The following is a 17977-nucleotide window of genomic DNA, read 5'->3' as shown; positions in this document are numbered from 1 at the left end:
CCGCGCCTCACCCGCGTCACCGGCGCCGAGGAGCGGGGGTCACCGGTAGTTCACGAACTGCAGGGCGAAGTCGAAGTCCTGCTGCTTCAGCAGCGCGATCACGGCCTGCAGGTCGTCCCGGCTCTTCGAGCTGACCCGCAGCTCGTCGCCCTGCACCTGCGCCTTGACGCCCTTGGGGCCCTCGTCGCGGATGATCTTCGCCACCTTCTTGGCGTTCTCCTGGGAGATGCCCTCCTGGATCGACGCGAAGATCTTGTACTCCTTGCCGGACAGCTGCGGCTCACCGGCTTCCAGGGCCTTCAGCGAGATGCCGCGCTTGATCAGCTTGGACTGGAAGACGTCGAGGATGGCGTTGACCCGCTCCTCGGAGTTCGCCTGCATCAGGATCTTCTCGCCGGACCAGGCGATGGAGGCCCCGACGTTCTTGAAGTCGTAGCGCTGCGAGATCTCCTTGGCGGCCTGGTTGAGGGCGTTGTCGACCTCCTGCCGCTCGACCTTCGAGACGATGTCGAAACTGGAGTCGGCCATGTCCTGTGGCTCCTTGGGTCGGTGCGAATCGGTGCGACAAAGCCTAGCCACCCGTACACACCCCGAGCGCTGATCAAACCGGTGGCGGAGCACCCCCCGGCATCAGGTATTGTTTACGTCGTTGCCAGGGAGCTCCGCGCAAAAGCGGCCGCCTCCACGGCGACGTCCCATGGCGGTGTGCCCGAGTGGCCAATGGGAGCGGACTGTAAATCCGTCGGCTTAGCCTACCCAGGTTCGAATCCTGGCGCCGCCACGCGATAGAAACGGCCCCTGATCTGCGGAAACGCGATCAGGGGCCGTTCTGTGCAGTGGGACCGGAACGGCGCACCGTCTCGCCGTGTCCGCTCGATACCCGCCCGTGTGTCCGGACGGCGTGTGGACGGGACTCCCGGTCCATCGGGCCTGTGGAGACGGCGGCGCGGCCGAGGTCGTAGGGGGTTGGCCGGCCTCGATCCCTGCCGGACGGCGGGAGCGCGTCGCCGCGTGCGTGCGCCTGGAGTCCCCGCACCCGCTCGCCCGGACCATGTCTCCGCCTGCGGACCGCGACAGCCGGCCGTCGGCGTGCAGGACAGGGTGACGTGTCACCGGAGCACCCCTCCTGCGCGGGCGGGACCCGCAGATGCCGAACCGTCTTCCCGGATGCGGTGCTTGAGTCCGTGCCGGGCGCGGGCTCGTCCGTTCAGGGCTTCCTCCGGGAGCCCCGGGCGCGCCGGTTCTCCCGTAGCCGGAATCAGCCCCCGGCCGTGCGGGGCAGGGCACACTGCCGAAGCCTCACCGGCTCAGCAGTTCGCCGCGGCCGCCCGCGTACCCCGAGGCACCCCGGGCGGCGCCCGCGGACTCCCTGCTTCCGGGCGCCGGCCAGGGGACGGCCTCCCGCTCCGGGCCGGGCACGACCCCGGGGGCGACTCACCGGTGAGCGCCGGCGCGACCTTTCGGTCGCGGGCTCGGCGGGCGGCAGGTACGTGCTGACCGCCCCGGCGCCGCAGCCCCTCCCGCGTTGCCGCAGGGCCTTGCCCCGACGGGCCTCCGGGCCCAGGCGGCGCTGTGGACCGCGAGTGCCAGGCCGGGGGCCCGCCTCACCCGTTGCGCCGGACGGACCGTCGGGCTGCTGGCGGCAGCGAGGGTACTTCCGGGCGCGAAGACAAGGTTGCGGCGATTGCGCCCGTCTGGCCGGGGACTCCGTCTGGGGCCGCCGCGGCCACCGATCCGGTGAATTCCGGCGACACACCGCGCTTGATCGCCAAATGTGGCAATACAGCTCCTATCAGCAATCTTCATATCATCTGACCATGCCGCGGCAGGGCCGCACCCCGGAGGCTGCAATGGGGACGCTGAACAAAATCGAACAGAGTTTCGAGAACTTGGTCAACGCAACCTTCGCCAAGGTGTTCAAATCTGCCGTCCAGCCCATGGAATTCATCGGCGCTCTCCGGCGCGAGTGCGACATCAACGCCAGGATCTGGAATCGGGACTGCACCATCGCGCCCAACAGCTTCATAGTCGAACTCAGCCCGGGTGATCACGAAATGCTGAGTGCGTGCCTCGTCATGCTCGGCGAGGAGCTGGTCGTGAAGCTGCGCGAGTACGCCGAGCAACAGCGCTATTCGTTCGTCGGGCCGCTGAAGGTGCAGTTGCAGCGGGCGGAGGACATAAGGGCCGGACAGTTCCGTGTGCGCAGCCGGCTCGAGGTCCCCCCCGAGGTCCAGCACGCTCTCCAGGCCGATCAGGGCTATCGCGCTCTGGATGCGCCGTCGGCCGGGCTCGACAGCGGCAGAACCCCGTCCTGGCGTGTGCGCCCGCACGCCCCGCGTGAGGACAAACAGGTCCTGACGGTCGAGCAGTTCGTAGCCCTCGGCCTGACGTTCGCCCGGGACGGCACGCTCGTCCGTGCCGACCCGTCGAGCCCTCCCGCCGCGTCCCCCGGGCCACCGGGCCTCCTGGAACCCGTGAAGGGGTCCGTGGGGGTGGCTGTTCCTTCCCGGTCGGATCACGAACAACGTGCCCTTCGCGCCGCGCATGGCGTTCGTCCCGCACTTGGCCCCGCAGAGGGCCAGGCGCCTCACCCCGGGCGCGATACCGGCCGCAGGCGGATCACCGGCCCCGAGCCCCGGATCAGGACCGTGGCCGTGGGGATGCCACCCGTCACGTCGGCGCCCATCGGCGTTCTGCTCGGTGCGGAAGCCCCACGTCATCGGTCCGGCAGGAAGACGCAACCGCCGACCGGGGAGCACGGCGGTCGCCCCGCCGCCCCAGTTCCCGACGGAACTCTCATTCAGTCGAAAGGACTCACCGTGACCAACGATCGCGACACCTCCGTCGACGGTCCCGCATCCGACACCAGACGAGAGGTCTCCGACGGGGCCGACATCGCGCCGCCCGCCTCGGGCGCCCCCGGCGGACCCCGGGACGCCGTGCCGACGGAACCCGGGACCGGCACGCGGGGCGCCAACGAGGCGCTGCCGCAGCATGCAGCGGTGAAGCACTACCCTTCGGTGCCCGCCTCGCCCGGCCTCGGCGCAGAGCAGCCATTGCCCCATTCCTACGTCAACCGGGGGTACCTGCCGCACGGTGCTCCCGGAATGCCGCCGTACTACGGTCCACCGGCTCACCGCGCTCCGGTGCACTGGCCGGGACCGGGCCGGGATGACCGTGCCGGGTTTCTGGGCCGCAGTGCTGCGGTCGAGCTTTCGTCCGACCGTCTGCTCCGCACCCAGCCCGGCGGTCGTCGTGGTATCAGCCGGTTGCGCATCGGCGGCAGGGGCGCGGAACGGGAGCGCGCACAGAAGCTGGCCATCCTGCGCAGTCCGGTGATGCAGTGCCACAAGATCGCCGTCATCAGCCTCAAGGGCGGAGTCGGAAAGACGACCACTACGACCGCCTTGGGCGCGACTCTCGCTACCGAGCGCCAGGACCGGGTCGTCGCGATCGACGCCAACCCGGACGCAGGGACGCTCAGCCGGCGGGTGCGCTGCGAGACCAACGCCACCATCAGGGACCTCGTGGCCGAGCTCCCGAGGATCGACAATTACATGGCCGTGCGGCGCTTCACCTCGCAGTCCCCGAGCGGGCTGGAGATCCTCGCCAACGAAGCAGACCCCGCGCTCTCCACGGCGTTCAATGACGAGGATTACCGAAAGGTGGTCAGCTGCCTCGGACAGCACTATCCGATCGTCCTGACCGACTCCGGAACCGGTCTGCTGCACAGCGCGATGCGGGGCATTCTGGATTTCGCGGACCAGCTGATCGTGGTCGCCACGCCCAGTGTGGACGGTGCCACCAGCGCCAGCACAACCCTGGACTGGCTCAGGGCACACAACTACGACGACCTCGTCCAGCGGAGCATCACCGTGATCTCCGAGGCCCGCAAGAAGAGCAAGATGGTGAAGGTGAACGATGTCGTGGACCACTTCCGCGCCCGCTGCCGGGGCGTGGTGATGATTCCGTTCGACGAGCACCTCGCCACCGGCTCGGAGGTCGATCTGGAGCAGATGAAGCCGCGGACCCGCCAGGCCTACTTCGATCTGGCGACGCTGGTGGCCGCGGACTTCCCGCGCACCCAGCCCGAGGCTGCCGGCTGGGGCGCCGCCTACCCCCACTCGGGTTTCAACGCGGCCAGCATGTTCGCCGCGCCCGCATGGGGCTGATCCGTCACCGGAGCGGGGTTCACGACGGGGCGCCACCGCGATCGCCGGCGCCGCCGCGCGACTGACGAGGGCGTTCGCCCCATCGCGACGGCGCGTCGTCACTTGGCGCGGTGACGCGGCGCCCCGGTGGACGGCGACGTCACCGTGCGGTCGGGACAGACCGAGCGCATGGACAACGGAGCGGCGTCCTGACCGTCCTGGCGCCGCCACGCGCTGCAGGACCCCTGCCGCCCCGCGGGAACGCGGGACGGCAGGGGTCTCGTCGTCCGTGGCGCCCCGCCCGCACCGGGCGCCGGCCCCCTCGTGACCGCCCGCCCCGCGCCCGCCCCGCGTCAGTCGGCCAGCCGGAAGGCCAGCTGGGTCTCCCACTGCGACGGGTCGGGCTGGACGCGCGGGTCCGTGCGGTACGACTCGATGCGGCAGCCCCACCGCTCCACGCCGTCCACCTCCCGCATGTCCCATGCCAGACCGCGCCCGCGCGCCCACTCCAGCAGGGTCCCGGCCGCGTCCCCCAGCCCGTCCGGGTGGCCGCGGTGGAGCAGCGTCGCGTAGCGGCCGGCCGGGAGGAGCGCCACGCCGATGTCGCCCTCCGGCTCCGGCAGCGGCGAGGCCACCGGAATGCCCGCCTCCACCTCCGACTCGCCTGCCGCGTCGAGGGAGTTGTAACGGAAGAACGGCGCGCCCGCCAGGGAGATCTCCCGCGCCGCCAGCCATCCCACCAGCTCGGGCAGCCGGTCGGCGACCTCGGCGAAGCCGTCCATCCTCACGGTGCGGCGCATGAAGACGTACGGCTCCTCCGCCCGCTCCTCCACCACGGGCCCGGCGGCCGTCACTCGCCCGCCACGGCCTTGACGGCCACCGAGACCGGCACGGACCCGCTCACCAGCTCCAGCGTCAGGCCCGCGGTCGCCGGGGTCTCCGCCAGCTCGGCCAGGACCGCCGCCACGTCGTCGCGCGGCACCGGCCCGCGCCCGGTCGACGCCTCCAGCCGGACGAGCCCGGTCCCGGCGTCGTTCGTCAGCATGCCCGGCTTCAGGATCGTCCAGTCCAGCCCGGACCTGGCCCGTACGTCGTCGTCCGCCGCGCCCTTGGCCCGCAGGTACGCGTCGAAGACCTCGTCACCGGGGTGGTCCGCGTCCGCGCCCATCGACGAGACGACGATGTAGCGCCGTACCCCCGCCCGCTCCGCCGCGTCCGCGAAGAGCACCGCCGCGCCGCGGTCCACCGTGTCCTTCCGCTCGACGCCGCTGCCCGGGCCCGCACCCGCCGCGAAGACCGCCACGTCCGCGCCCTGCAGCACGGCCGCGGTCATCTCCACGGTCGCCGACTCCAGGTCCAGGACGACCGGTTCGGCACCGGCCGCGCGCAGCGCGTCCGCCTGTTCCGGGTCGCGGATGACGCCCGCGACCTCGTGCCCGCCGGCCGAGAGCAGCCGCTCCAGCCGCTGGGCGATCTGACCGTGTCCTCCAGCGATGACAATGCGCATGCTCCCGACCGTACGACCCCGGCGGCGAAATCGCGCACGCACCGCCCGGGTAACGCGTCATGTGCCGCTCAGGGGCGGGCGTCGGGCCGCCCCTGGCGCGGCAGTTCGAGCGCCGCCGCCGAGTCGCAGTACTCCCGCACCGCGCTCGTCCTCGCCACCACCCGCCCCCGGTGCACCACGATCCGGCTGTACGCCAGTGACAGCACGCCCGGCAGCCGGTCCCCGCGCACCGCCAGCAACTCGGCCGGGAACCCCGCCTCCACCCGCACGGCCGGCAGCCCCATCGCCTCCCGCGCGGCCCCGCTCACCGCCGCGTACGCGTCCTCCGCGCCCATCCCGCCCTGCGAGGCCAGCAGGTACGCCGCCTCCAGCGGATCGCCCCGGCCCACCGGGTTGGCCACGTCCCGCAGCGCCCCGCTCCCGGCCGCGATCCGCACCCCCGCCGCGCGCAGCAGCCGTACGGGAGGGACGCCGCGCACCTCGGTACCGGCGCAGCCGCCCTGCGGCAGGCACACGACCGTCACGCCCGCCGCCGCCAGCTGGTCCGCCACCCGGGCCGCCGCGTCCGCCGGCAGCCGCCCCAGGGCCCCGCAGGGCCCGATGGCCACACCGGGCCGCAGTCCGCCCGCCATCGCCGCCAGCCGCGCCAGACGGGCCGGGTCGTCCCCGTCCGTGTGCAGGTCCACGGGGCAGCCGTGCTCGGCCGCCACCTCCAGCACCGCCTCCGCGTACCCGATCGGGTCCGGGTCCAGGTCGGGGCGCCCGCCCACCACGCACGCGCCCATCTTGACCGCGTCGCGCAGCATCGCGAGGCCGTCCGCGCCCGCCACGCCCGTCAGCAGCCGCGGCACGGCCACCGCGGTCAGGTCGGCCAGTCCGCGCAGCGAGCGGCGTGCCTGGAGCACCGCCTCCAGCGGCCCGAGGCCCTGGACGTCACCGATGCGCACATGGGCGCGCAGCGCGGTCGCCCCGTGGCCGAGCTGGAGCAGCGCGGCCTCGGTGGCCCGGCGCTGCACGTCCTCGGTGGCGTACGAGACGGGGCCGGGGCAGTCGGCGCTCAGGGCGGTGTCGGCGTGGGCGTGGGGCTCGGCGGGCGCGGGGAGCAGGAGGTAGCCGCTCAGGTCGACGCGGGCGCCGGGCGCGGGCAGGCTGCCGGCCGTGCCGACGGCCTCGATGCGCCCGCCGCCGAGGCGTACGTCGACGGTCCGGCCGTCCGTGAGGCGCCCGCCGCACAGCAGCAGCGTGGTCGTGTCGGCGGCGGTGCCCTCGGGTGGGTGCGGCTGCTTGCTGTCGGAGGACATCTGGCTCCTGGCGGGGGCTCGGGCGCGGAGGCGCAAGATCACGCAGCGTGAGGCGAGCCTAGGGGCCGTGCGACGGGGCTTCGAGGAGGAGCGCAATAGTCGTACCGGCGTGGGGCGCGAGTGGCGTACGGGACGGGGGAGTCAGGGGGCGCCCCGTCATCCGGAATCGGATTTGGGCGAACGGCGGCCGACCGTGTAATGTCTTCATCGCTCGCCCCAATAGCTCAGTCGGCAGAGCGTCTCCATGGTAAGGAGAAGGTCTACGGTTCGATTCCGTATTGGGGCTCTGATGTTCGGTGATCCTCGCCTCCGGGCGAGGTGATCCAGGCATCGCAGCGGTGTAGCTCAGTCGGTAGAGCAAGCGGCTCATAATCGCTGTGTCACCGGTTCAAGTCCGGTCACCGCTACTCACTGAAAGTAGCCGATTGCAGGGTCGGTCCTTCGATCGGCTACTCTTTTTGCGTTCACCCGTCCATCCGTCCGTCATAGGAGCACTCACGTGGCTGCCACCGACGTCCGCCCGAAGATCACGCTGGCCTGCGTGGAGTGCAAGGAGCGGAACTACATCACCAAGAAGAACCGGCGTAACAACCCGGACCGTCTTGAGATGAAGAAGCACTGCCCGCGCTGCAACGCGCACACCGCGCACCGCGAGACGCGCTGAATCAGGCTCGTACACGAGGCCGTCCCCACTCCGGGGGCGGCCTCGCGTCGTTGTACAAGGAAAAACCAGCAGGAGGTAGCGAGTCCATGGCGCTCGACCAGTCCTTCGTGGGGCGGACCTATCCGCCCACCGCGCCGTACGAGGTGGGCCGGGAAAAGATCCGCGAATTCGCCGCGGCGGTCGGTGACGCGAATCCCGCGTACACCGACACGGAGGCCGCCGAGGCGCTCGGTCACCCCGATGTGATCGCCCCGCCCACGTTCGTGTTCGCGGTCACGTTCAGGGCGTCGGAGCGGGTCATCGAGGACCCCCAGCTGGGGCTGGACTACAGCCGGGTGGTGCACGGGGACCAGAAGTTCGCGTACAGCCGTCCCGTGCGGGCCGGTGACCGGCTCACGGTCACCTCGACCATCGAGTCGATCAAGTCGCTCGCCGGCAACGACATCCTGGACATCCGGGGCGAGGTGTACGACGCGGCGGGCGAACACGTCGTGACCGCCTGGACGAAGCTGGTGGCGCGCGCCGCCGAGGAGGTGTGAGGCGATGACCGCGAAGATCGCGTACGACGACGTCGAGGTCGGCACCGAACTGCCGGCGCAGAGCTTCCCCGTCACCCGCGAGACGCTGGTGCGGTACGCGGGCGCCTCCGGGGACTTCAACCCGATCCACTGGAACGAGAAGTTCGCCGTCGGGGTCGGCCTGCCGGACGTCATCGCCCACGGCATGTTCACCATGGCCGAGGCGATCCGGGTGGTGACCGACTGGACCGGCGACCCCGGCGCGGTCGTCGAGTACGGCGTGCGCTTCACCAAGCCGGTCGTCGTCCCGAACGACGACACGGGCGCGCTGATCGAGGTCAGCGCCAAGGTGGGCGCCAAGCTGGACGACAACCGGGTCCGGGTCGACCTGACCGCGATGAGCGCCGGACAGAAGGTGCTCGGGATGTCCCGGGCCGTCGTCCGCCTCGCGTGACGGACCGGCCCCACGGCACCTGTGCGGGGACGGGGCGCACCCCGCCCCCGCACAGCCGGCCGGCCGCCGCCGGGGACCGGCCCGCCGTCCGTACCCGGGGCCGAGGCGCGGGCGCTGTCGTACCCGCCCCGTAGTCTTGAGCCCGTGCAGGAACTCCACGACGCTCCCCTCGCCCCGCTGACCACCTTCCGGCTCGGCGGTCCCGCCACCCGGCTGCTCACGGCCACGACCGACGACGAGGTCGTCGCCGCCGTGCGCGAGGCCGACGCCACCGGGACCCCGCTGCTGATCATCGGCGGCGGCTCCAACCTGGTCATCGGCGACAAGGGCTTCGACGGAACGGCCCTGCGCATCGCCACCCGCGGCTTCACCCTGGACGGCACCCGGCTGGAACTGGCGGCCGGCGAAGTCTGGTCGGACGCGGTCGCGCGCACCGTCGAAGCGGGTCTCGCGGGCATCGAGTGCCTCGCCGGCATCCCCGGCTCGGCGGGTGCCACGCCGATCCAGAACGTGGGGGCGTACGGCCAGGAGGTCTCGGCGACCATCACGGAGGTCGTCGCGTACGACCGCCGCGCGGGCGAGACGGTGACCCTCCCCAACGCCGCCTGCGACTTCTCCTACCGCCACAGCCGCTTCAAGGCGCACCCCGACCGCTTCGTGGTGCTCCGCGTCCGCTTCCGGCTGGAGGACGCGCAGGGCATGAGCGCCCCGATCCGGTACGCCGAGACGGCCCGCACCCTGGGCGTCGAGCCCGGCGACCGCGTCCCGGCCGCCACCGCGCGCGAGACGGTGCTCCGGCTGCGCGCGGGCAAGGGCATGGTCCTGGACCCCGACGACCACGACACCTGGTCCGCCGGCTCCTTCTTCACCAACCCGATCCTCCCCGAGGCCGCGTACGAGACCTTCCTCGCCCGCGTCCACGACCGCCTCGGCCCCGACGTCACCCCGCCCGCCTGGCCCACCGACGACGGGCGGGTCAAGACCTCGGCGGCCTGGCTGATCGACAAGGCGGGCTTCACCAAGGGGTACGGCTCCGGACCCGCCCGTATCTCCACCAAGCACACCCTGGCGCTCACCAACCGCGGCCAGGCCACCACCGAGGACCTCCTGGCCCTGGCCCGCGAGGTCGTCGCGGGGGTCCGGGACGCCTTCGGCGTCACCCTCGTCAACGAGCCGGTGACGGTCGGCGTCTCCCTCTGACCGGGGCCGCCCCGAGCCCGGCGGCGGAACTGCGTTGCGGGCACACCGGTCCGGCGGCCAGGCTCCGCCCATACGACTGACGCTGATCCGGTACCGGCCGCGCACCGGTCCCCACGAGCACCGGATCGTGGTCCCGCGGCCGCCCCTGCGGCACACCACCCTCAGCGACCCCCTGGAGGGCTGGGGATACCTGGTGGGCGACCACGACGGGCTCTCCCGCCTCGCGGCGCTGTTCGCCTTCGCCGCGTTCTCCCGGCACACCGTCGTCCACGTACCGCTCCGGCGGAGCGTCCCCCGGCCGTACGCCCCCGGCGTGCCGGTCGACCTGGTCCTGGCGCACCACTCCCTGGGCCTGGGCCCCTCCGCCTGGCCGGAACTGCGCCGCAGGTCTGTCCACGGCACCCCGCTCACCGTCCGCACCGACGAGCGGCGCACGGCCGCCCACGCGGCCGCCTGGCGGGAGCGCTGCGGGCACCGCGACGCACCCGACCGGCTGCGCCCGGCCGTCCACGCGCACACCCTGTTCCTCTTCGGCTCCCGCGACGTCTTCGCCGCCGCAGGCGGCGAGCTGGAGCACGCCGCGGGCTTCGGGCCGCACCACACGCGGGCGGCCGAGGGCCTGGACGCCCTGGTGGCGTCGCTCACACCGCTTCTCGCACCGGACGGCTCCCGGAGCCGCACCGAGCTCGACATCGGCTTCCGGGCACGGCCGCCCCACCGGCACTTCAGGCCCCCGGGCCGGCCGCCAGCCAGTCGTCGACACCCGCCAGCAGCTTCTCCCTGACGTCCTCCGGTGCCGCGGACGCCCGGACCGACTGGCGGGCGAGCTCCGCGAGCTCCTCGTCCGAGAAACCGTGGTGCACGCGCGCCATCTCGTACTGCTCCGCCAGCCGTGAGCCGAACAGCAGCGGGTCGTCCGCGCCCAGCGCCATCGGCACACCGGCGTCGTACAGCGTCCGCAACGGCACCTGATCCGGCTTCTCGTAGACCCCGAGCGCCACGTTGGACGCCGGGCACACCTCGCAGGTCACGCCCTTCTCGGCCAGCCGCCGCAGCAGCCGCGGGTCCTCCGCGGCCCGCACGCCGTGCCCGATGCGCCGTGCCCCCAGGTCGTCCAGGCAGTCCCGTACGGAGGCCGGCCCGGTCAGCTCGCCGCCGTGCGGCGCCGCCAGCAGGCCGCCCTCCCGCGCGATCGCGAAGGCCCGGTCGAAGTCGCGGGCCATGCCGCGGCGCTCGTCGTTCGACAGCCCGAAACCGACCACCCCCCGGTCCGCGTACCGGACGGCGAGCCGGGCCAGGGTGCGGGCGTCCAGAGGGTGCTTCATCCGGTTGGCCGCGACGACCACCCGCATCCCCAGACCGGTCTCGCGCGATGCCGCGCCGACCGCGTCCAGGATGATCTCCAGGGCCGGGATGAGCCCGCCCAGCCGCGGCGCGTACGACGTGGGGTCGACCTGGATCTCCAGCCACCCCGACCCGTCGCGCACGTCCTCCTCGGCCGCCTCCCGCACCAGTCGCCGGATGTCCTCGGGGGAGCGCAGGCAGGAACGGGCGATGTCGTACAGCCGCTGGAAACGGAACCAGCCCCGCTCGTCGGTCGCCCGCAGGCTCGGGGGCTCGCCCCCGGTCAGCGCATCGGGCAGGTGGACGCCGTACTTGTCGGCGAGCTCCAGCAGGGTGGCGGGCCGCATCGACCCGGTGAAGTGCAGGTGCAGATGGGCCTTGGGCAGCTGTCGGAGGTCTCGTACGTGCTCCATCCGGGGATCTTGCCAAATGCCCCGTCCGCGCGGCAGCCCCTTTCGGCCCCTTTCACCGAACGGGTGCTTGCCGGAACGAAGGAGCGGGCCCCCGGCACAGTGCCGGAGGCCCGCTCGCCCGCTCACGCCGAGTACGTCAGTCGCGCGCTTCCGCCAGCAGCTTCTGCATCCGCGAGACGCCCTCGATCAGGTCCTCGTCGCCCAGCGCGTACGACAGGCGCAGGTAGCCCGGCGTGCCGAACGCCTCGCCGGGGACGACCGCGACCTCGGCCTCGTCCAGGATGAGCGCCGCCAGCTCCACGGAGGTCTGCGGGCGCTTGCCGCGGATCTCCTTGCCGAGCAGCCCCTTCACCGACGGGTACGCGTAGAAGGCGCCCTCCGGCGTCGGGCAGAGGACGCCGTCGATCTCGTTGAGCATCCGCACGATCGTCCTGCGGCGCCGGTCGAACGCGGTGCGCATCTCCGCCACCGCGTCCAGGCTGCCGGAGACCGCGGCGAGCGCGGCGGCCTGCGCGACGTTCGACACGTTCGACGTGGCGTGCGACTGCAGGTTCGTCGCGGCCTTCACCACGTCCTTGGGGCCGATGATCCAGCCCACGCGCCAGCCGGTCATGGCGTACGTCTTGGCCACGCCGTTGACGACGATGCACTTGTCGCGCAGCTCCGGCAGGAGCGCCGGCAGCGAGGTGAAGGCGGCGTCGCCGTACACCAGGTGCTCGTAGATCTCGTCGGTCAGCACCCACAGGCCGTGCTCGGCGGCCCAGCGGCCGATCGCCTCGGCGTCGGCCTGGCTGTAGACGGCGCCGGTCGGGTTGGAGGGGGAGACGAACAGGACGACCTTGGTCCGCTCCGTGCGGGCCGCCTCCAGCTGCTCCACCGACACCCGGTAGCCCGTGGTCTCGTCGGCGACGACCTCCACCGGGACACCGCCCGCGAGCCGGATCGACTCGGGGTAGGTCGTCCAGTACGGGGCGGGGACGATGACCTCGTCGCCCGGGTCCAGGATCGCGGCGAAGGCCTCGTAGATCGCCTGCTTGCCGCCGTTGGTCACCAGGACCTGGGAGGCCTCGATCTCGTAGCCGGAGTCGCGCAGCGTCTTGGCGACGATGGCGGCCTTGAGCTCGGGCAGGCCGCCGGCCGGCGTGTAGCGGTGGTACTTCGGGTTCCGGCAGGCCTCGATCGCGGCCTCGACGATGTAGTCCGGCGTCGGGAAGTCGGGCTCACCCGCGCCGAAGCCGATCACCGGACGCCCGGCGGCCTTGAGGGCCTTGGCCTTGGCGTCGACGGCGAGGGTCGCGGACTCGGAGATCGCGCCGATGCGGGCGGAGACCCGGCGCTCGGTGGGAGGGGTTGCAGCGCTCATGCGGCCCATCGTCCCAGACCCCGGAGACGCGCGGCACACAGGTTTCGCTGGACGGACAAACGGGTCGTCAGCCGCTCCGCCGTGCGTCGCGGAGCCGGCCGGCGGGCCGTCCCGCGGTGGTGTCCGGGGCTATCTGTTCGACGCGGCGCCGCTGACCACGTACACTCTCTGCTCGTTGGCTCTCACCGACCACCTCCATGGATGCGGTAGGTTGGGGGAGAACCACAAAGGGTCGTAGCTCAATTGGTAGAGCACCGGTCTCCAAAACCGGCGGTTGGGGGTTCAAGTCCCTCCGGCCCTGCTCCACACACCGCCAGGATGTGTGCGCAGGTATGTACTTCATTGCACCGCCGTGCGGCTCCACCCGGGCGCGGCACGGCCGACCCGGAATCAGGTGAGAGACGTGACGGACGCCGTAGGCTCCATCGACATGCCTGATGCCGAAGACGAAGCACGCAAGAAGAACCGCAAGGGCGGTAAGCGCGGAAAGAAGGGCCCGCTGGGCCGTCTCGCGCTCTTCTACCGTCAGATCATCGCGGAACTGCGCAAGGTCGTCTGGCCCACGCGCAGCCAGCTGTCGACGTACACGACCGTCGTCATCATCTTCGTCGTCGTCATGATCGGTCTCGTGACCGTGATCGACCTCGGCTTCCAGGAAGCAGTCAAGTACGTCTTCGGCTGATTCCCGCGGAGGGCGCCCACCCCGGCGCCCCTTTTCGCATGTTCCACCCCATCTGTATCCAGGAAGAAGCAGCCACCGTGTCTGACCCGAACCTGAACGAGTCCGCCCAGGACGAGCTCGACATCGTCGAGGCGGCCGACGAGGACCAGGCGGAAGCTGCGGACGCCGCTGCCGACGAGGCGGCTGAGGAAGCCGCGCTCCACGTCGAGGACGAGGACGCGGACGAGGCCGCCGAGGACGAGGGCGACGCCGAGGCCGCCGACACCGCCGAGGACGAGGTCGAGGCCGAGGCCGCCGAGGAGGAGGCCGCGGAGCCCGAGGCCCCGGCCGACCCGGTCGCCGCCCTGCGCGAGGAGCTGCGCGGCCTGCCCGGCGAGTGGTACGTGATCCACACCTACGCGGGCTACGAGAAGCGCGTGAAGGCGAACCTGGAACAGCGTGCGGTCTCGCTGAACGTCGAGGACTTCATCTACCAGGCCGAGGTGCCCGAGGAAGAGATCGTCCAGATCAAGAACGGCGAGCGCAAGAACGTCAAGCAGAACAAGCTGCCTGGCTACGTGCTCGTCCGCATGGACCTGACGAACGAGTCCTGGGGCGTCGTCCGCAACACCCCCGGCGTCACCGGCTTCGTGGGCAACGCCTACGACCCGTACCCGCTGACCCTGGACGAGATCGTCAAGATGCTCGCCCCGGAGGCCGAGGAGAAGGCCGCGCGCGAGGCCGCCGAGGCCGAGGGCAAGCCGGCTCCGGCCCGCAAGGTCGAGGTCCAGGTCCTGGACTTCGAGGTCGGCGACTCGGTCACCGTCACGGACGGCCCGTTCGCCACGCTGCAGGCCACCATCAACGAGATCAACGCCGACTCGAAGAAGGTCAAGGGCCTCGTCGAGATCTTCGGCCGCGAGACCCCGGTCGAGCTGAGCTTCGACCAGATCCAGAAGAACTAACCCCCACAGGTTTCCGGCCAGGTCAGATCAGCTGTCGCAGCTGCTCTGACCTGCTCGGTTTTTGGCCGCGCAGCCATACCCGTTATCGTTGTGCGGTATGCCTCCATCCGGATGATCCGGACGGTCGGCTGGAAAACTCTCACTAGGACCCGGAGAGAGCAATGCCTCCCAAGAAGAAGAAGGTCACGGGGCTTATCAAGCTCCAGATCCAGGCCGGTGCGGCCAACCCGGCGCCGCCGGTCGGCCCCGCGCTGGGTCAGCACGGCGTCAACATCATGGAGTTCTGCAAGGCCTACAACGCCGCGACCGAGTCGCAGCGTGGCATGGTCGTGCCGGTGGAGATCACGGTCTACGAGGACCGTTCCTTCACCTTCGTGACCAAGACCCCGCCGGCCGCCAAGCTGATCCTCAAGGCCGCGGGTGTGGACAAGGGCTCCGGCGAGCCGCACAAGACGAAGGTCGCCAAGCTCACGCGCGACCAGGTCCGCGAGATCGCCACGACCAAGATGCCCGACCTGAACGCCAACGACCTGGACGCCGCCGAGAAGATCATCGCCGGCACCGCCCGTTCCATGGGCATCACGGTCGAGGGCTGATCAGCCCCGTCTGACCTGTGGGAGGGCCACGCGCTGGCCCGGACCACAACTCCACACCTGAACCACCTCCAGGAGAAGCAGTGAAGCGCAGCAAGGCACTCCGCGGCGCGGACGCCAAGGTCGACCGGGAGCGGAACTACGCCCCCCTCGAGGCCGTCCGTCTCGCCAAGGACACCGCCACCACCAAGTTCGACGGCACCGTCGAGGTCGCCTTCCGCCTGGGCGTCGACCCGCGCAAGGCCGACCAGATGGTCCGTGGCACCGTGAACCTTCCGCACGGCACCGGCAAGACCGCCCGGGTCCTGGTCTTCGCGACCGGTGACCGTGCTGCGGCCGCGGAAGCCGCGGGCGCCGACATCGTCGGCTCCGACGAACTGATCGACGAGGTTGCGAAGGGCCGTCTGGACTTCGACGCCGTCGTCGCCACCCCGGACCTCATGGGCAAGGTCGGCCGCCTCGGCCGCGTCCTCGGCCCCCGTGGTCTGATGCCGAACCCGAAGACCGGCACCGTCACGATGGACGTCGCCAAGGCCGTCACCGACATCAAGGGCGGCAAGATCGAGTTCCGCGTCGACAAGCACTCGAACCTGCACTTCATCATCGGCAAGGTCTCCTTCGACGAGACCAAGCTGGTGGAGAACTACGCGGCGGCGCTGGAGGAGATCCTCCGTCTGAAGCCGTCCGCCGCGAAGGGCCGCTACATCAAGAAGGCGACCCTGACCACCACGATGGGCCCCGGCATCCCGCTGGACGCCAACCGCACCCGCAACCTCCTCGTCGAGGAGGACCCGGCCGCCGTCTGATCCTGACGGCAGTCGCGGTCGCGGACGCGTACGTGCACTGAAGCGGTCCCCGCAGCTCTCCGGAGCGGCGGGGACCGTTCGCGTTCACGGGGGCCCGGCAGGCAGCGCGTGCGTCCGGCTTGTGGCGGCCCGTGGGGTCGGGAGGCGGCTCCCGGCTTCCTCCGGGCGGCCACGGGCGGTCACCGTCCGGGACGGAGCTTCGGGCGCCCCATGGGCTCGCGGTACGGGCACGGGAGCGCCGGCACCCCCACCGGACCTCCGGCTCGCGTCACCCGTCCGGACCGATTTGCTCGACGGCGTGCCGTTCGCGTACTCTTCCACAGAAGCCAAAGACCGCTGGTCGTTGCCGTGCCCTCGCGAGGGGCGCGGCGGCCGAAGGATCCGCTAGCTGCGGACGACCCGCGCAGGTGACTGTGGATGTAACTCCCGGACATGTGCTCCTCGACGAGCGTGCCCGGTCGAGTCACGCCCCGTGCGCCTGCGCCGGGGCGTTTCGTTTTGCCCAGTCTCCTTCCTTCAGCCCACGCGGTCCGAATCACCCGGAAGGAGGCCGAGGCTCATGGCGAGGCCCGACAAGTCTGCTGCGGTTGCCGAGCTGACGGACAAGTTCCGCAGCTCGAACGCCGCCGTGCTGACCGAGTACCGCGGTCTCACCGTGGCACAGCTCAAGCAGCTGCGCCGTTCGCTCGGTGAGAACGCCCAGTACGCCGTGGTGAAGAACACGCTGACCAAGATTGCGGCCAACGAGGCCGGGATCACCTCGCTCGACGACCAGTTCGCTGGTCCGACGGCGGTTGCCTTCATCACCGGTGACCCGGTGACGTCGGCGAAGGGTCTTCGTGACTTCGCCAAGGAGAACCCCAACCTCATCATCAAGGGCGGTGTCCTTGACGGCAAGGCGCTGTCCGCCGATGAGATCAAGAAGCTTGCGGACCTCGAGTCCCGCGAGGTTCTGCTCGCCAAGCTGGCGGGCGCCATGAAGGGCAAGCAGTCCCAGGCTGCCGCGCTCTTCCAGGCGCTTCCCTCGAAGCTCGTCCGCACCGTGGACGCGCTCCGTGCCAAGCAGGCCGAGCAGGGCGGTGCCGAGTAATTCGGCTCGCGCATTGATCGTGGCCCCCTAGGGGCGACGGTCGCAGCGGGCCCAACGTACGCCCGCCTCACATGTACACCCGGCACCAGCCGATTTAGTGGAAGGACCGCCATCATGGCGAAGCTGTCTCAGGAAGACCTGCTCGCGCAGTTCGAGGAGATGACCCTCATCGAGCTCGCCGCGTTCGTTTCGGCGTTCGAGGAGAAGTTCGACGTCACCGCCGCCGCCCCGGTCGCCGTTGCCGCCGCCGGTGGCGCTGGTGGCGCCGCCGCCGAGGCCGTCGAGGAGAAGGACGAGTTCGACGTCATCCTCACCGGCGCCGGCGAGAAGAAGATCCAGGTCATCAAGGTCGTGCGTGAGCTGACCTCCCTGGGCCTGAAGGAGGCCAAGGACCTCGTCGACGGCACCCCGAAGCCGGTCCTCGAGAAGGTCAACAAGGAGGCCGCGGACAAGGCTGCCGAGTCCCTCAAGGCCGCCGGCGCCTCCGTCGAGGTCAAGTGACCCTCCGAGTCTCCTGACTCACCTCAGCGCCCGTCAGGGCGTTTCGAAGGGCGATCACCCAAGCGGGTGGTCGCCCTTCGGCGTCTCCGGGACGCCTGCCTTGCGCTGAGCTCCACGCGGAGTATGGTGATCTTCGCCGTGCGCCCCGCTCGACCGGGGGCCTTGACGAACCGCACGCAGCGCGCGATTCTCAGGACGCGTCGTCACAACGATCCGGATCCGAGGCATGGATCGACGGACGAACGGGCAGTATCGATGTGCGCCGACAGCGCGAGGTGTCAGCGGGAGTTGAGAACAACGAGGGTCGCGAATTGCTCGCCCTGGACATCAGTGGGCCAAGTGGCTACACTGACCCTTTGCGCTGCCTGTTAGCTGCCTCCTGCCCGTCACCAGGGGCATACTCTCGCGAGAGCACAGTTGACCGAATGCCCTGACCAGGCTTTTTG

Annotated in this window: 18 protein-coding genes and 4 tRNA genes; 16 read left to right on the top strand and 6 right to left on the bottom strand. The window is 71.1% G+C overall.

Translation table 11 applies throughout. The features are described from left to right. Positions 1 to 39 precede the first annotated feature (39 nt). On the bottom strand, positions 40 to 528 hold the full coding sequence (locus tag ACIA79_RS24615; protein WP_031076571.1) for a YajQ family cyclic di-GMP-binding protein: 489 nt from the start codon (positions 526 to 528) through the stop codon (positions 40 to 42). A gap of 171 nt (positions 529 to 699) precedes the next feature. On the opposite strand from ACIA79_RS24615, the gene ACIA79_RS24610 reads away from it, so the two are divergent. Both ACIA79_RS24610 and ACIA79_RS24605 read left to right on the top strand, forming a co-directional pair. Next, positions 700 to 781 (top strand) — tRNA-Tyr (locus ACIA79_RS24610). Positions 782 to 1817: 1036 nt separating this feature from the next. Beyond that, positions 1818 to 4172 carry an FhaA domain-containing protein gene (locus tag ACIA79_RS24605; RefSeq protein WP_399430479.1) on the top strand — a complete coding sequence of 785 codons (2355 nt, stop codon included), beginning with the start codon at positions 1818 to 1820 and terminating at the stop codon, positions 4170 to 4172. A 332-nt stretch (positions 4173 to 4504) separates the two neighbouring features. Here ACIA79_RS24605 and ACIA79_RS24600 read toward each other — a convergent pair whose 3' ends face one another. The 3 genes from ACIA79_RS24600 to ACIA79_RS24590 all read right to left on the bottom strand — a co-directional run bounded on the left by ACIA79_RS24600 (position 4505) and on the right by ACIA79_RS24590 (position 6959). Further along, positions 4505 to 5005: a GyrI-like domain-containing protein gene (locus tag ACIA79_RS24600; RefSeq protein WP_399430478.1), complete on the bottom strand. Its 501-nt coding sequence runs from the start codon at positions 5003 to 5005 to the stop codon at positions 4505 to 4507. Next, positions 5002 to 5658, bottom strand: a complete 657-nt coding sequence (locus ACIA79_RS24595; RefSeq protein WP_399430477.1) for an SDR family oxidoreductase — start codon at positions 5656 to 5658, stop codon at positions 5002 to 5004. Before ACIA79_RS24595 ends, ACIA79_RS24600 begins: the two co-directional genes overlap by 4 nt. Positions 5659 to 5726: 68 nt before the next feature. Further along, positions 5727 to 6959, bottom strand: a complete 1233-nt coding sequence (locus ACIA79_RS24590) for an amidohydrolase family protein (protein WP_399430476.1) — start codon at positions 6957 to 6959, stop codon at positions 5727 to 5729. Positions 6960 to 7172: 213 nt separating this feature from the next. Here ACIA79_RS24590 and ACIA79_RS24585 point away from each other — a divergent pair. The 7 genes from ACIA79_RS24585 to ACIA79_RS24555 all read left to right on the top strand — a co-directional run bounded on the left by ACIA79_RS24585 (position 7173) and on the right by ACIA79_RS24555 (position 10579). Then, positions 7173 to 7245 (top strand) — tRNA-Thr (locus ACIA79_RS24585). 48 nt (positions 7246 to 7293) lie between these two features. Then, a tRNA-Met gene (locus tag ACIA79_RS24580) sits at positions 7294 to 7366 on the top strand. Between the two features lie 92 nt (positions 7367 to 7458). Next, positions 7459 to 7623, top strand: coding sequence for a 50S ribosomal protein L33 (gene rpmG, locus ACIA79_RS24575; RefSeq protein WP_003948671.1), 165 nt, complete (start codon positions 7459 to 7461; stop codon positions 7621 to 7623). Positions 7624 to 7709: 86 nt separating this feature from the next. Next, the gene (locus ACIA79_RS24570) at positions 7710 to 8162 is read left to right on the top strand and encodes a MaoC family dehydratase N-terminal domain-containing protein (RefSeq protein ID WP_399430475.1); all 453 of its coding nucleotides are present in this window, start codon (positions 7710 to 7712) and stop codon (positions 8160 to 8162) included. Positions 8163 to 8166: 4 nt separating this feature from the next. Continuing rightward, entirely contained in the window at positions 8167 to 8595 is a 429-nt protein-coding gene (locus ACIA79_RS24565; protein WP_031076580.1) for a MaoC family dehydratase, read from the top strand. A gap of 144 nt (positions 8596 to 8739) precedes the next feature. Continuing rightward, positions 8740 to 9795, top strand: coding sequence for a UDP-N-acetylmuramate dehydrogenase (locus ACIA79_RS24560; RefSeq protein ID WP_399430474.1), 1056 nt, complete (start codon positions 8740 to 8742; stop codon positions 9793 to 9795). Positions 9796 to 9829: 34 nt separating this feature from the next. Continuing rightward, on the top strand, positions 9830 to 10579 hold the full coding sequence (locus ACIA79_RS24555; RefSeq protein WP_399430473.1) for a hypothetical protein: 750 nt from the start codon (positions 9830 to 9832) through the stop codon (positions 10577 to 10579). On the opposite strand, the gene ACIA79_RS24550 is transcribed toward ACIA79_RS24555, so the two are convergent. Continuing rightward, positions 10521 to 11552: an adenosine deaminase gene (locus tag ACIA79_RS24550; protein WP_399430472.1), complete on the bottom strand. Its 1032-nt coding sequence runs from the start codon at positions 11550 to 11552 to the stop codon at positions 10521 to 10523. The genes ACIA79_RS24555 and ACIA79_RS24550 overlap by 59 nt on opposite strands. Before the next feature lie 136 nt (positions 11553 to 11688). Next, on the bottom strand, positions 11689 to 12915 hold the full coding sequence (locus ACIA79_RS24545) for a pyridoxal phosphate-dependent aminotransferase (RefSeq protein WP_399430471.1): 1227 nt from the start codon (positions 12913 to 12915) through the stop codon (positions 11689 to 11691). A gap of 228 nt (positions 12916 to 13143) precedes the next feature. On the opposite strand from ACIA79_RS24545, the gene ACIA79_RS24540 reads away from it, so the two are divergent. From ACIA79_RS24540 to rplL, 7 genes are all read left to right on the top strand, one after another. After that, positions 13144 to 13216 (top strand) — tRNA-Trp (locus ACIA79_RS24540). Between the two features lie 102 nt (positions 13217 to 13318). After that, positions 13319 to 13597 carry a preprotein translocase subunit SecE gene (gene secE / locus ACIA79_RS24535; RefSeq protein ID WP_031076590.1) on the top strand — a complete coding sequence of 93 codons (279 nt, stop codon included), beginning with the start codon at positions 13319 to 13321 and terminating at the stop codon, positions 13595 to 13597. A gap of 77 nt (positions 13598 to 13674) precedes the next feature. Beyond that, the gene (nusG, locus tag ACIA79_RS24530; protein ID WP_399430470.1) at positions 13675 to 14541 is read left to right on the top strand and encodes a transcription termination/antitermination protein NusG; all 867 of its coding nucleotides are present in this window, start codon (positions 13675 to 13677) and stop codon (positions 14539 to 14541) included. 161 nt (positions 14542 to 14702) lie between these two features. Beyond that, positions 14703 to 15137: a 50S ribosomal protein L11 gene (gene rplK / locus ACIA79_RS24525; protein ID WP_031076594.1), complete on the top strand. Its 435-nt coding sequence runs from the start codon at positions 14703 to 14705 to the stop codon at positions 15135 to 15137. An 80-nt stretch (positions 15138 to 15217) separates the two neighbouring features. Continuing rightward, positions 15218 to 15940, top strand: coding sequence for a 50S ribosomal protein L1 (gene rplA / locus ACIA79_RS24520; RefSeq protein ID WP_031076597.1), 723 nt, complete (start codon positions 15218 to 15220; stop codon positions 15938 to 15940). Positions 15941 to 16499: 559 nt separating this feature from the next. Next, on the top strand, positions 16500 to 17030 hold the full coding sequence (gene rplJ / locus ACIA79_RS24515) for a 50S ribosomal protein L10 (RefSeq protein WP_064069963.1): 531 nt from the start codon (positions 16500 to 16502) through the stop codon (positions 17028 to 17030). Positions 17031 to 17144: 114 nt separating this feature from the next. Then, complete coding sequence (gene rplL, locus ACIA79_RS24510) at positions 17145 to 17531, top strand: 50S ribosomal protein L7/L12 (protein ID WP_399430469.1); 387 nt, start codon at positions 17145 to 17147, stop codon at positions 17529 to 17531. Positions 17532 to 17977: the final 446 nt, after the last annotated feature.

This window comes from Streptomyces sp. NPDC051310, assembly GCF_044455245.1.
In the GTDB taxonomy this organism is placed as follows: Bacteria; Actinomycetota; Actinomycetes; order Streptomycetales; family Streptomycetaceae; genus Streptomyces.
Note: the sequence above shows the minus strand (reverse complement) of the source record. Positions and strands in the feature narration are given on the sequence as shown.

Coding starts and splice junctions, on each gene's coding strand:
- ACIA79_RS24570 (WP_399430475.1), top strand. CDS start 7,710: ATGGCGCTCGACCAGTCCTTCGTGGGGCGGACCTATCCGCCCACCGCG.
- rplK (WP_031076594.1), top strand. CDS start 14,703: ATGCCTCCCAAGAAGAAGAAGGTCACGGGGCTTATCAAGCTCCAGATC.
- ACIA79_RS24565 (WP_031076580.1), top strand. CDS start 8,167: ATGACCGCGAAGATCGCGTACGACGACGTCGAGGTCGGCACCGAACTG.
- ACIA79_RS24595 (WP_399430477.1), bottom strand. CDS start 5,658: ATGCGCATTGTCATCGCTGGAGGACACGGTCAGATCGCCCAGCGGCTG.
- rplL (WP_399430469.1), top strand. CDS start 17,145: ATGGCGAAGCTGTCTCAGGAAGACCTGCTCGCGCAGTTCGAGGAGATG.
- ACIA79_RS24545 (WP_399430471.1), bottom strand. CDS start 12,915: ATGAGCGCTGCAACCCCTCCCACCGAGCGCCGGGTCTCCGCCCGCATC.
- ACIA79_RS24590 (WP_399430476.1), bottom strand. CDS start 6,959: ATGTCCTCCGACAGCAAGCAGCCGCACCCACCCGAGGGCACCGCCGCC.
- ACIA79_RS24550 (WP_399430472.1), bottom strand. CDS start 11,552: ATGGAGCACGTACGAGACCTCCGACAGCTGCCCAAGGCCCATCTGCAC.
- ACIA79_RS24615 (WP_031076571.1), bottom strand. CDS start 528: ATGGCCGACTCCAGTTTCGACATCGTCTCGAAGGTCGAGCGGCAGGAG.
- ACIA79_RS24605 (WP_399430479.1), top strand. CDS start 1,818: ATGCCGCGGCAGGGCCGCACCCCGGAGGCTGCAATGGGGACGCTGAAC.
- rplJ (WP_064069963.1), top strand. CDS start 16,500: ATGGCGAGGCCCGACAAGTCTGCTGCGGTTGCCGAGCTGACGGACAAG.